We start from the raw sequence: 13527 nt of genomic DNA on the forward strand, positions 1-13527 counted from the left end.
ATCTATCAAATCACTTTAGTTCGCTAATATGGTAGCAAGGTGAAGCTACTAATAGTTTACCCCTGCCCCAACCTAACGTCAAGAAAAAGGTGAGTAATACCATTACTCCAATCCCATGACGGTCTTTGATATTTCTCATGACCGTTTTTAAGGTCAATTGGAAGGAGCCATACCCTTTTCCCCGGATAAATATTCCTATCTTTAGCCATTCATTGTTATAAATGTATACCTTTTGGTTTAGCTGTTTTATAATATTAGGAGTTTGGTATTATTATAAATTTTTAGGGGGAAATGGAATTGAAGAAATATTTTTCTTTTTTTGTGGCGCTTATCGTACTTTTTTCGCTCGGTTTTAGCGGAACAAAGAGTTTCGCCGCCACTAAGATCGACCAGGATGAGCTAAATGCATACCTTTCTGAACTCAGAATGACTCAAGAAGAATTGGAAGAGTATTTAGGCTTTTACGACTTATCATTGAATGAATTGGAATCTGTAGAAGAGTTGCGTGATACATTAGGGCCGGCCGTCACTCCTAAGACTTTACAGGATCTACTGAAAGAAAATGAAATGACCGAAGCTGAACTTACGGAATTATTAATAGATTACGGTGAATTGGAAGAAGGAGATTCTATCATCGATACCTTCCACTTCATTTACGACATAGAAGATATCATCGATTTGGAAATGGGTTATGATGATGAAGAGACGGAATATGATGATGAAGAGATCCTCGATTTAATGGATGGGCTCTTTTCTGAGATCGATCTTACAGACGAAGAGCTGGATAGATTCATGAACCACCTTTTACCTATCGTCGAGGATCCTTCTTTTGAAGATCGTTTAATGGCAATTTCCGATAGGATGAACCAACTCGATTATTTTGAAACAATTGATGAATTGTCTGCAGAGCAAGTGGCGGAATTGCTTTCTATATATAATGATCTGCAAAACTTGCTGCAAATTCAATTCAAATTCGCCTTAATTCATGATGGCGTCACTACAAACCTATCCCTTGAGGCTTTATTCCAGCTTAAGGAATTGACGAATGCTAGTTTACTAGTTTCCATTTATGATTTAAACGGCAATCTATTGCTCGATTTTAAATTGACAGGTGAAATGATTGGTTCCGATTTAGTGAAAGAAACCGGGAATGACATCAAACAGTCCACTGAGGTCATTTCGAAAGTGGTTGAAGTAAAAAAAGAAAAGAAGAAGAAACCCGAGAAACACGCAAAACCCGTACATAAAACGGAAAAAGGCGGAGTGCTTCCTAAAACGGCTGGTAATTACCTATTCGGTGCTTTAATCGGTTTAGTGATGATGGGCATTGCTTTCGGATTAATTAGAAAAGCGAGACTTACAAATTAAGATGAGCAAAAATAGGCAATCCAGGCATAAGAGAAAATGGTTACTCATCACGGCTGTTTGCTTTTTAAGCCTTGGTTTTTATTTTACAACGACAAACGCCTATACACTATTAAAAGGCTATGCCATATATAAATGGAATAAATCTGAAACACCCGAGACGACGGAGCTGGTCGAGGCGACGGCTAAGCTCCCAGGACCGAAGACGAAAGCAGATATTCCCGATGGGCCTGAACTATATGATGAACGGCCAAAGACAGGTGATTTGATGGGTGAGCTTTATATTCCAAAAATCGAGGCAACACTCCCAATTTACCATGGAACGGATGAAGATGAACTCGAAAAGGGTGTCGGCCATTATGCAGGGTCTGTCCTCCCCGGTGAAAAGGATAATTCCGTTTTATCCGGGCATCGAGATACCATTTTTAGAGATCTGGGTGAAGTCGGTAAAGGTGATTTGCTGATAGCTAAGACAAAAGCTGGTACGTTTACATATAAAGTGAGGAAGGTTCGTATCGTCGATGCAGATGACCGTACCGTGATCGTTCCCAAGCCTAAAGCAACACTTACAGTAACAACCTGCTATCCTTTTTCATATATTGGTAGTGCACCGGAACGATACGTATTGGTTGCCGATTTATTGAAAACGGAAATAGATAAATGAGATATGGGGGCTGAAGTTGTTCAGCCCTCTCTTCATAAATCTTAAAAAGATTGTAGGTGGACAAGCTGAGTATGGATAAACAAGCGCAGGAAAAGTTTTTTCGAATCTTGAAAGACACTTATGAAACGACAGTGAACAAGGAAAATATATCGATTAATGAAGTCATAGATCATCTAAAGAATGAACTGACTCCGCTATACACAAAATGCCATTAAAAAGACCTGCCGCATATTTGGGCAAGTCTTTTTTCATAAAGAAGTTTGCTGATCCCTCTCAAGCATTTCCTCTTTCGTATATATGATTTTCATTGGATTTCCCCCGACGAAAGCTCCCTCTGGAACATCCTTATGGACTAGCGTCCCTGCAGAAACAATCGCTCCATTACCAATTGAAAGCCCTGGAAGAATGGTCGAATTGGCTCCAATCAATACCTCATCCCCAATGACAACATCTCCTAAACGATATTCATGAATCAAATATTCATGAGCGAGAATCGTCGTATTATAGCCAATGACTGTATTAATTCCCACGGATATTTTTTCAGGAAACATCACATCCGGCATGACCATCAAAGCAAACGAAGTATGCTTTCCGACTTTCATATGTAAAAAAGTCCTGTAAAGCCAATTCTTCATACTCAGAAAAGGCGTATAACGCGCTAGCTGTATCACCACAAAATTCTTTACGACTTTCCAGAATGGAACAGTCTTATACACATGCCATAGTGAATTTGCCCCTTCAACTGGATAGCGGAACGTGCGTCTCATTTTCTATCCTCCATGAGCTTTTCAACCTCAACGATATTCAATAAATCTGCCATCTGCTCAAGCATATAGTCAGGATGGTAACTTTCCAAAAATTCACGGCCTTTAATGGACCATGAGACCCCTGCCGTTTTTGTCCCTGTGTTTTTCCCGCCCAAAATATCATGATAACTGTCACCAATCATGATCGCTTCCTCAGGAACCGAACCGAGTTGATTTAAAGCTTTTTCCAAAGGCTCTGGGTCCGGCTTTGCTTTTTCAACCTCATCCAGCGTGACCACCACTTCAAAGAACTGATCCAGTTTGCTTAATCTCAGGCCCTTTTCGACGACATCACGTTTCTTTGTCGTAACGACCGCCAATTTATAGCCGCTCTGCTTCAATGTTTGAACGGTTTCGAATACCCCGTCAAATTGTGTGACAAGCAAATCATGGTTCTTCCAATTATGCTCCCGATAGAAAGCGATCATTTCATCCACTCGTTTTGGATCAATGGACGAAAAAGTATCAACCAAAGTCGGGCCGATGAATGTAATGATATCTTCCCGATTGAACTTTCCAGGACAAAAATGATTTAAAGTTTCTGTAAAAGAGGCGATGATCAATTCATTTGTATTGATCAACGTCCCATCAAGATCGAATAATAATGTAGTTATTTTACCGTTCATATACAGCTCCCTTTCTCTGTACTCTGTCAGTCCGATTCCAAATATACGCAACGGCCATCGTTAGAACAATAGCCGTGAGTAAGCGAATAAATAACAACGGCAAGACCGGAATCCCCAGTGGAATGAAAATCAGTGTGTCTTCTACAACTGCATGACAGGCAACTAAAAAGATGAATGCAATCGTCATATCCTTCTTCGAGACATTATCTTCTTTCGCTGCTTGAATCATTACGCCTGCCCCATATGCCAAACCAAGAGTCAAACCTGTCACGAAAGGCATCGAAGCATTCGGCTTCATCCCCAAAACCTTCATAAATGGAGCAAGGGCTTTTGAGAAGGCTTCCAGCCATTTCAAATCTTTCATGATTTGAACCACTACCATTAGCGGAATAACGATGACCGCCAGCTGGGCGATTCCGGAAAGGGCCTGGATAACCCCATGTAAAAGGATTGCACCCGCTCCGGTAATCTCAACAGTCTCCCCGATAGCCACTCCATGGGCCATTTCAGATCCGCCCTGCCAAACAAAATTGATGACGATTGCTGACAACAGCGCGAGCCCGATCCTTACTGTTAATATAATCCACAGCTTGACACCGGTTTTCATCGCCACACCTGACTCGATCAATAAATTATGTGAAAAAGATAGCATCATAGCGATAATGAAAACTTCTTTAACAGTCAAATCAAGCGTTAATATGCCCGCTATCGCTGCATACAAATTCAGGAAGTTCCCTAACACGAGCGGAATGGCCGCTTCCCCTGGAAGACCGATGAGATTCATTAAAGGAGCTATCAAGTTGATGATAAATGGTAATACAGGCGTATATTGAAGCACAGTGACGATCAGAGTAACTGGAAATATGACTTTTCCTAAAGACAAAGTTGTATTCAAGCCAGATAGAAGTCCCTTTTTAACCGAATCCACTATCACTATGCCCTCTCCCTTTACACATATTCCCTATTCATCTAAATATCTTTTGACTGCTTGCCCACTGACCCTTCTATAGACCACTAAAACAATGGCAACAACTACTAACACAATCGAGATCACTTGTGCGATCCGCAGTGATTCCGTCAGCATCAAACTATCCGTCCGCATACCTTCAATGTAAAAACGGCCGATGGAATACCATATCACATAGGTTAAAAATAGTTCACCCCTGTGCAAGTTCACTTTCCGTAAACTTAAGAGGATGATTACACCGACGATATTCCAAATCGATTCGTACAAAAAGGTTGGGTGATAATATGTACCGTTTATGTACATTTGATTAATGATGAAATCAGGCAAATGCATATTTTCCAGGAATGACCTTGATATTTCTCCCCCATGTGCTTCCTGATTCATGAAATTCCCCCAACGGCCAATTGCCTGCCCCAACAATAAGCTCGGTGCAGCAATATCCGCCAGCTTCCAAAATGAGACTTTCTTGACCTTGGCAAAAATTATGGCAGTTAGCACCGCTCCAATCAATGCACCGTGTATGGCGATTCCGCCATTCCATATTTTTATGATATCCCCTGGGTTTTGTGAATAGTACTCCCATTGGAAGATGACATAATATATACGGGCACTAATGATCGCGATTGGGACGGCAAACAAAATCATATCAGTGAATATTTCCTTATCAAGACCTCTTCGCTCAGATTCCCTTAAAGCAATGATAAGACCCAGTAATACACCAAAACCGATGATTAGTCCATACCAATGTACCTGGATAGGGCCTAGATCAATTGCTATTGGATTCAGTGGCTGTATTCCTTGTTCCATTTTGTCCCCTCTTTTCCTATATACCTTTTAAAATTCATCATGTTCCGGATCTGCAATTGCATGATTCAAGCGATCTGAAAACTGTTCTGCAGCATTTACTCCCATTCGTTTCAGGCGGTAATTCATGGCTGCCACTTCAATGATAACAGATAAATTTCGGCCTGGACGTACAGGTACGGTTATTTTCGTCACTTCTGTATCGATGATTTTCATTTTTTCTTCATCTAGACCAACCCGGTCATACTGCTTGTTTTTTTCCCATAGTTCCAGATTGATGACGATTGAGATCTTTTTATTGCTTCGGACTGCACCAGCTCCAAAAAGTGTCATTACATTAATGATTCCCAACCCTCTTATTTCAAGAAGATGTTCGATTAAATCCGGCGCATTCCCGACTAGCGTATCCTGGTCTTCCTGTCGGATTTCGACACAATCATCCGCTACGAGACGATGACCCCGTTTCACTAATTCCAAGGCTGTCTCACTTTTACCGACGCCGCTTTTACCGGTGATCAGCACACCTAGCCCATAGATATCCACCAATACACCATGAACAGCAGTAGTTGGTGCCAATCTACTTTCAAGGAAATTGGTCAAACGGCTGTATAAACGTGTTGTCTTCATACTAGACCTCATCACAGGAACGGATTCCCGCTCAGAAGCTTCAATCAACTCTATCGGCACTTCCTGACCACGCGTAATGATGATGCCTGGAGTAAAGTCCCTGCATAACTCTTCCATCCTTTGTATTCGCTCCGGTTCATTCAACCGATTAAAAAAGGACATCTCCGTCATACCTAAAAGCTGTACTCTATCCGCGGGATAGTAATCAAAAAAACCGGCTATTTCAAGTCCTGGACGAGATAGATCACTCGTCACAATTGGTCGGTTAATTCCTTCTTCCCCACTGATAAGTTCTAGGCCAAACGCTTCAACTATATCCTTTGTACGGACTTTTGCCATATATCTTTCCTCCTTTTGGAGCGATGCTATTTCTAGAGATACTTTTACTATTTTAGCATTTTTCTGTTAATAACCAAACAAAGCATTATCGATTTATTGATTTTTTATTCACTTCCTTCGGCTGATGGCAGCGGGAAGGTCCCTGTGAATAGGAAAAAGATGAGCTGAACATACATGAATCCTTACACTCGTTTCATGCCAATATAAGAAAGCCCGCCAGTTTATATCGGCGGGCTCACTTTGTAGACAAAAGTAGTCGGAAAACGTATCTTTCAACAAATGATGTTCCCGAACCAACTCCAAAGCCTTCAACTACTTAGGTATGGTTTCTATCTAAATTCAATAAAAAAGTTGATTGGAGAGGAGCGTGCGGGACTCCTGCAGGAAAAGTGCGTCTAGGGGAGAACCCCGCAGGCGCAAGCCAGGAAAAGCGATTGTCTGGAGCGGAAATCAACATCCAAATTGTACAAGCCATTAAAAAAATGTAGGCAAACTCAATTTTCATCGGATTTGCCTACATTCTGAGCCCGCCAGTTATATCAGCGTGCTTTATTTTTCTTCAGGAAACCGTTATCGCAGCAGTCTTGGTTTCTGCAAAAACATGAAGAACAGGGGCCTCTTCTTTAACCGTTTTAAACTTAAGGACCTTTTGAACGACATCACTTTTCTCTTCGATGATGGTCATTCCTTCCAAGCTTACATTAAAGCTTCCTAAGTTGGATTTTAACTCTCCTTCAATCGCCTTACCTTGTGGCAGGATCAGCTGGACTTTTCCTGTAACTGACTTAGCATGTATTGAATCGCAATCCATCCCTGAATTTGTACAGACGATTTCCCCATTGAAAGTTTGAACATCCACTTTCTTGAAGTACCCATCGGCATTAATCGCTCCATTCAGGGTCTCAGCTTCCAAGTAATTAAAGTTGGTATCTGAAATGGTGATCATTCCATTACCCGTTTCAAGCTCACACGAATCACCTGTACCCTGCATGATATGAATGGCACCATTCGCTGTTTTTGCTTTAAGGTTCTCTGATTTCAATGACTCTGTCGTGATTGCACCATTGAACATCCTTACATGAATGTCATCATATTCCTTCCTTGGAATGTACATGATCGTATCGACCTTTATGGATTTTTCACGAACCTTGAACTTCATCTTTCCATCCTCGATCGAAAAATCGACTTCCTCCAAAAAGTTTTTCCTAGCTTCTTCCATATCCTCCACCCGGTATACCTTAGCTTGGCATTCAACCCGGACATCATTCTGATTCCATGTAGCGATTCTTATTTTCCCATTTGCTATATCTACATCAACTTCATTTAGAAAATCATAATCATGCTGAAAAATATGACTGACCTCCACAGATTTCCCGAAATTGAAATCAAGGTCTGTTTCTTTGATTTTCTTAAAAGCAGTTTCAACGAAATCAATAATCTTTTCTTTCGATGACTGGATATTCTTCTTAAACGTATCATGAGTGCTTCCTTCGCTTTGCTTATCCACGACAACCGTCGATAATTCATTTTGTAATTTCTGCTCTTTTGCTTCACTTTCCTGACTAGCTTTTTCTAACTCTTCTAAAAGGCCCATAGCTTCTTCCGCTGATAGCTTGCCATCTTGAATCATTTCTAAAATTTTCTTTCTTTCCTCCTGCATGAACATTCCTCGCTTTCTCCTATCATTTTATTTATACATACGCCCAGATATCTAAAAAGTTTCATAAATACCATTTTTCCCATCATTCGACAAAGGAAAATGACAATTTCCGAAAAGGGAAATGTACGATTTCCCCGGAAATATCATGTTTACCTATTGTTTAATCAAATGATTGATTAAATGCACATTGTCATTTTTCTACAAAAAAAACAAGCCGGCCGGCTTGTTCTTTTAAGCATGTTCATGCTCTTGTTCTTTTTCTTCAATCCAATTTTCCATGCGAATTTGATCACGAGTCAGTACTGGTTTTAAGTATTTCCCCGTATATGATTCGGACACTTCACATATTTTTTCAGGTGTACCATAAGTGACGATCGTTCCGCCCTTGTCTCCGCCTTCCGGACCTAGGTCAATAATATGGTCCGCCGTCTTGATGACATCCAGATTATGCTCAATCACCAAAACTGTATCCCCATTGTCAACCAGCCGCTGCAAGACCTCAAGCAACCTCGCTATATCGTGGACATGAAGTCCTGTAGTTGGTTCATCCAAGATATAAAAGGAGCGCCCAGTGGAACGGCGATGCAATTCAGAAGCAAGTTTCACCCTTTGCGCTTCCCCCCCTGATAATGTGGTCGCAGGCTGTCCAAGCTTGATATAACCCAAGCCAACGTCAAAAATCGTTTGTAGCTTACGTTTGATTTTCGGGATATTTTCAAAGAAACTAACGCCTTCCTCAACTGTCATTTCGAGAATGTCAGAGATGTTTTTCCCTTTATATTTCACTTCAAGCGTTTCCCTGTTATAACGTTTCCCATGACAGATTTCACATGGGACATAGACATCAGGGAGAAAATGCATTTCAATCTTGATAATGCCATCACCACGGCAAGCTTCACAGCGGCCGCCCTTCACATTGAAACTGAACCGTCCTTTTTTATAACCGCGGATCTTCGCTTCATTAGTCGAGGCAAAAACGTCACGAACATCATCAAATACACCTGTATAGGTAGCTGGATTTGATCTTGGCGTTCTACCGATCGGTGATTGGTCAATATCAATGACTTTGTCTAAATGCTCAATGCCCTTGATCTCACGGAAATCTCCTGGTCTAGCTTTGGCCCGATTCAGCTTTTGAGCCAAAGACTTATGGAGGATCTCATTCACCAATGTACTTTTCCCTGATCCCGAGACTCCTGTAACGGCTGTAAAGACTCCAAGAGGGAATTTTACATTAACGTTTTTCAAATTATTTTCCTTGGCACCCTTTATTTCAATGACACGACCATCATTCTTCCGGCGTTCCAATGGCAAAGGAATGAATTTCTTCCCTGCTAAATATTGGCCCGTTAACGATTTAGGATTATTCATGACCTCTTCCGGAGTCCCAGCGGCCACTATTTCTCCCCCATGGGCTCCTGCTCCAGGACCAACATCGATCAAATAATCCGCTGCAAGCATCGTATCTTCATCGTGCTCAACAACAATCAGGGTGTTCCCGATTTCGCGCATATTCTTTAACGTTTCAATTAATCGATCATTATCCCTCTGATGAAGCCCTATTGAAGGTTCATCTAAGATGTACAGGACTCCTGTCAATCGGGAACCGATCTGCGTCGCCAATCGTATACGTTGCGCTTCGCCGCCTGATAATGTTCCTGCCGCCCTGCTCAACGTCAGATATTCCAAACCTACATTGGCTAGAAAACCGAGCCGCTCATGAATTTCACGTAAAATCAATCTCGCAATTGCAGCTTCCTTTTCAGTCAGATCAAGCTTATCGAAAAATACTAACGCATCTTCCACTGATAAAGCTGTTGTTTCACTTATATGGGCCCCTTGTATGAGCACAGAAAGACTCTCTTTTTTCAATCGGTGACCCTTACAGGTTGGACAGTGGTGTTCTGACATATATTTCTGCATTTGCTCACGAATAAAGTCTGAACTCGTCTCCTTGAAGCGCCTTTCAATGTTTCTTAAAACTCCTTCAAAAGGAATATATCCTTCTTGCACTCTTCCAAAATCATTTTTATAACGGAAATAAATCTTATCTTTACCTGAACCAAGCAAGACCTTCTCCAATTTATCTTCCGGTAAATCTTTAACGGGCATATCCATATCTATCGCATAATGGTTGGCTACCGCTTCAAGAAGCTGAGGATAATATTGAGAACTCGTCGGCTCCCATGGCGCAATAGCATGCTGACGGAGGCTTAATTCCTTATTCGGGATGACCAGATCACGGTCCACCTCAAGCCTCGCCCCCAAACCATCACAATCCGGGCAGGCTCCAAAAGGGCTATTGAAGGAGAACATCCTCGGCTCTAACTCTTCAATCGAAAATCCGCAGTATGGACAAGCATGATGTTCACTGAACAGCAGCTCTTCTTCACCCATAACGTCAATGATGACCTTGCCTTCGCCAAGCTTCAAAGCACTTTCCAGTGAATCTGCCAGCCGCGCCATGACACCCTCTTTAATGACGATCCGGTCTATTATGACTTCAATCGAATGTTTTTTATTTTTTTCGAGAGTGATCTCATCACTAAGATCATGCATTTCCCCGTTCACACGAACTCGGACATATCCTTGTTTCTTAACTTCCTCCAAAACCTTTGCATGTGTCCCTTTTCTGCCTGAGACAAGCGGTGCCAATACCTGGAGCTTGGTTCGCTCAGGGTAATCAAGGATGCGGTCCACCATTTGCTCAATCGTTTGTGAGGTGATTTCAATATTATGGATCGGACAGGTCGGCCTGCCCACCCGTGCATATAACAGCCTTAAATAATCATAGATTTCCGTAACAGTCCCCACGGTTGAACGAGGATTTCGACTGGTCGTTTTCTGGTCTATGGAAATGGCTGGTGACAAACCTTCAATCGCATCGACATCCGGTTTATCCACTTGGCCCAAAAATTGACGCGCATAAGCGGACAATGATTCCACATAACGCCTTTGCCCTTCTGCATAAATCGTGTCAAAGGCCAAGGAAGACTTTCCAGATCCGGATAATCCGGTTAGCACAACAAGTTTGTCTCTCGGTATCGTGATATCAATATTCTTTAAATTGTTGGCCCTGGCGCCTTTTATCACAATTTTATCCATTGCCATGTTTCGTCACCCTTCCGCTTTTAACTCTAGTAATAAATCACGTAGCTCGGCAGCTCGCTCGAAGTCCAGTGCCTTAGCAGCTTCCTTCATTTCTTTTTCCATGCTTGCCATCACTTTAACACGCTCTTTTTTAGGGAGCTTCGCGAGGCTTGGTGCAAGATCTTCTTTATACGCTTCTCCTTCTTCGGCTACATGTGTGGCCCTGATGGAGTCTCGGATATCCTTTTGAATGGTTTGAGGCATTATTCCATGCTCTTTATTATAATTTTCCTGTATTTCACGGCGCCGCCTCGTTTCATTGATGGCAAGTTCCATCGAATTCGTGATGCGGTCTGCATACATGATAACGTGGCCGTTTGCATTACGGGCTGCACGGCCCATCGTTTGAATAAGCGAACGTTCCGAGCGAAGGAACCCTTCTTTATCGGCATCCAGAATGGTCACTAATGACACTTCCGGAATATCCAGGCCTTCCCTTAATAGATTGATTCCGACAAGTACATCATATTTGCCCATTCGCAGTTCCCGGATGATTTCTATCCTGTCTAAGGTCTTCACTTCCGAATGGAGGTATTGGACCTTGATGCCAATTTCCTTTAAATAATCAGTTAAATCTTCAGACATCTTTTTCGTTAAGGTCGTAATGAGGACACGTTCGTTCTTTTTGACCCGCTCCTGTATTTCACCGATCAAGTCATCTATCTGTCCTTCAATTGGCCGCACTTCAATCGTTGGATCCAGCAATCCGGTTGGACGGATGATCTGCTGAACCATTTCTGGCGTATGTTCGAGTTCATATGGTCCCGGAGTTGCCGAAACGAATATGGATTGATGGACCTTTTTTTCGAATTCTTCAAATCTTAGAGGGCGGTTATCTTTTGCAGACGGCAGACGGAAGCCATGATCGACAAGCACTTGCTTTCGTGCCTGATCTCCATTGAACATGCCCCGGATTTGCGAAAGGGTAACGTGTGATTCATCCACGACCAATAGGAAGTCCTCTGGAAAGTAATCCATTAAAGTGTAAGGTGTCGCACCTGATGGGCGAAGCGTTAGATGGCGGGAATAGTTCTCTATCCCTGAACAAAAGCCCATTTCCCGCATCATTTCCAAATCATAACGGGTCCGCTGCTCCAAGCGCTGTGCTTCAAGAAGTTTTTCATCTTCCCTTAATTCCTTTAATCTCTCTTCCAGTTCCATGTCGATATTCTGAATGGCTATCCTCATTTTCTCTTCTCGGGTCACGAAATGGGAAGCTGGGAAAATAGCGATATGTTCGCGTTCACCTGTGATTTCACCAGTCAGGGCATCGACTTCACGGATACGGTCTATCTCATCTCCGAAAAACTCGACCCGTACACAATGTTCATCGCGTGATGCCGGGAAAATTTCAACCACGTCACCGCGAACGCGGAAAGTTCCCCGTTGAAAAGCGATATCATTCCGCTCATATTGAATATCCACGAGCCTGTGGAGCAAGGCATTTCGGTCTATTTCCATGCCTGTACGGAGAGAAACAACCATCTCCCTGTACTCTTCCGGAGAACCCAGCCCATATATGCACGAAACACTGGCAATGATGATGACATCTTTCCTTTCGAACAATGACGAGGTTGCCGAGTGACGCAGTTTATCGATTTCATCATTGATGCTTGCATCTTTTTCGATGAATGTATCAGTGGAGGGAACATAAGCTTCTGGCTGGTAGTAATCATAATAGCTGACGAAGTATTCAACGGCATTATTAGGGAAAAACTCTTTGAACTCACTGTAAAGCTGCCCTGCCAACGTTTTATTGTGGGCAATGACAAGTGTCGGTTTATTGATTTGTTGAATAACATTCGAAACGGTAAACGTTTTCCCTGTCCCCGTTGCCCCCAATAATGTCTGCATTTCCTTTCCCTCTTTAATGCCTTTGACAAGCATTTCAATTGCTGCAGGTTGATCTCCTTGAGGAGAGTATTTTGAGACTAACTCAAACTTATCCTTCACCAAGCATAGCCTCCTATTGAAATATTTTTATATGAAAACGGGACATGAGCATATCCCTTCTATTTATTCCGGTTTAAGAAAGTATATATACTCATTCTACCACAATAGCCTCAAAACAAACCAGCAATAAGCGAACATCCATTCTACTTTTTGGTTTTATGGACTCATGGTTTGTTGAGGGAAATGGAAAGTTTTTAGAAAAAAAAAGCACCTTTGATGTCAGGCGCTCTTGGATGTTCGTTTCATCATTCTTTTTGATAACCAAAATCCCACTGTAAGGGATAAGGCATCAACGATGATCAATAAGTTTGTATGCGTATAACCTTTATATGCAGAAGCTGTAATCAAGGCAACAGTTAAAACAAGGCCCACGACATTGTTATAGGTGACTCTTGAAAATAGCATGACAAGTAGACAAGGAAAGAAAAGGGCAGAAAGAATTTTAATCATTTTTTCATCTCCTTTATAAGAGAAAAATAGAGTAGTTTCAGTTTAAATGATTATGAAGTTTTTTGCCAATTAATTTCCCACTAGTTTTTCAAAAGCATCCTTAGAAGATCGTTCCA

The 13527-nt window shown here is 41.9% G+C and carries 12 protein-coding genes; 3 read left to right on the forward strand and 9 right to left on the reverse strand.

The genetic code is table 11. The annotated features are described in order from the left end of the window. Positions 1–297 precede the first annotated feature (297 nt). The 3 genes from ACFX4X_RS00765 to ACFX4X_RS00775 all read left to right on the forward strand — a co-directional run bounded on the left by ACFX4X_RS00765 (position 298) and on the right by ACFX4X_RS00775 (position 2244). Positions 298–1368 (forward strand): processed acidic surface protein, encoded by a 1071-nt coding sequence (locus tag ACFX4X_RS00765; RefSeq protein ID WP_377380837.1) that lies wholly within the window; start codon positions 298–300, stop codon positions 1366–1368. Between the two features lies 1 nt (position 1369). Next, positions 1370–2029, forward strand: coding sequence for a class D sortase (locus ACFX4X_RS00770; RefSeq protein ID WP_176431804.1), 660 nt, complete (start codon positions 1370–1372; stop codon positions 2027–2029). A 71-nt stretch (positions 2030–2100) separates the two neighbouring features. Continuing rightward, positions 2101–2244, forward strand: coding sequence for a YwzD family small protein (locus ACFX4X_RS00775; RefSeq protein ID WP_377380840.1), 144 nt, complete (start codon positions 2101–2103; stop codon positions 2242–2244). Between the two features lie 33 nt (positions 2245–2277). On the opposite strand, the gene ACFX4X_RS00780 is transcribed toward ACFX4X_RS00775, so the two are convergent. The 9 genes from ACFX4X_RS00780 to ACFX4X_RS00820 all read right to left on the reverse strand — a co-directional run bounded on the left by ACFX4X_RS00780 (position 2278) and on the right by ACFX4X_RS00820 (position 13411). Beyond that, the gene (locus tag ACFX4X_RS00780; protein WP_284469268.1) at positions 2278–2796 is read right to left on the reverse strand and encodes an acyltransferase; all 519 of its coding nucleotides are present in this window, start codon (positions 2794–2796) and stop codon (positions 2278–2280) included. After that, positions 2793–3461, reverse strand: a complete 669-nt coding sequence (gene ppaX / locus ACFX4X_RS00785; protein WP_089361952.1) for a pyrophosphatase PpaX — start codon at positions 3459–3461, stop codon at positions 2793–2795. The genes ACFX4X_RS00780 and ppaX overlap by 4 nt, the downstream gene beginning before the upstream one ends. Beyond that, positions 3451–4395 (reverse strand): nucleoside recognition domain-containing protein, encoded by a 945-nt coding sequence (locus ACFX4X_RS00790; RefSeq protein ID WP_377380844.1) that lies wholly within the window; start codon positions 4393–4395, stop codon positions 3451–3453. The genes ppaX and ACFX4X_RS00790 overlap by 11 nt, the downstream gene beginning before the upstream one ends. Positions 4396–4422: 27 nt before the next feature. Beyond that, positions 4423–5235, reverse strand: coding sequence for a prolipoprotein diacylglyceryl transferase (lgt, locus tag ACFX4X_RS00795; protein WP_377380847.1), 813 nt, complete (start codon positions 5233–5235; stop codon positions 4423–4425). Positions 5236–5262: 27 nt separating this feature from the next. Beyond that, on the reverse strand, positions 5263–6198 hold the full coding sequence (gene hprK, locus ACFX4X_RS00800) for an HPr(Ser) kinase/phosphatase (protein WP_061465574.1): 936 nt from the start codon (positions 6196–6198) through the stop codon (positions 5263–5265). Positions 6199–6757: 559 nt separating this feature from the next. Then, complete coding sequence (locus ACFX4X_RS00805; RefSeq protein WP_377380851.1) at positions 6758–7864, reverse strand: DUF4097 family beta strand repeat-containing protein; 1107 nt, start codon at positions 7862–7864, stop codon at positions 6758–6760. A gap of 225 nt (positions 7865–8089) precedes the next feature. Then, positions 8090–10969, reverse strand: a complete 2880-nt coding sequence (uvrA, locus tag ACFX4X_RS00810) for an excinuclease ABC subunit UvrA (RefSeq protein ID WP_377380854.1) — start codon at positions 10967–10969, stop codon at positions 8090–8092. A 6-nt stretch (positions 10970–10975) separates the two neighbouring features. After that, a complete protein-coding gene (gene uvrB / locus ACFX4X_RS00815; RefSeq protein ID WP_377380857.1) occupies positions 10976–12961 on the reverse strand; it encodes an excinuclease ABC subunit UvrB in 1986 nt (661 codons plus the stop codon). Between the two features lie 219 nt (positions 12962–13180). After that, positions 13181–13411 (reverse strand): CsbA family protein, encoded by a 231-nt coding sequence (locus ACFX4X_RS00820; RefSeq protein WP_061465576.1) that lies wholly within the window; start codon positions 13409–13411, stop codon positions 13181–13183. Between the last annotated feature and the right edge of the window lie 116 nt (positions 13412–13527).

Source organism: Peribacillus sp. YIM B13481, assembly GCF_042787985.1.
Classification (GTDB): domain Bacteria; phylum Bacillota; class Bacilli; order Bacillales; family DSM-1321; genus Peribacillus; species Peribacillus simplex_A.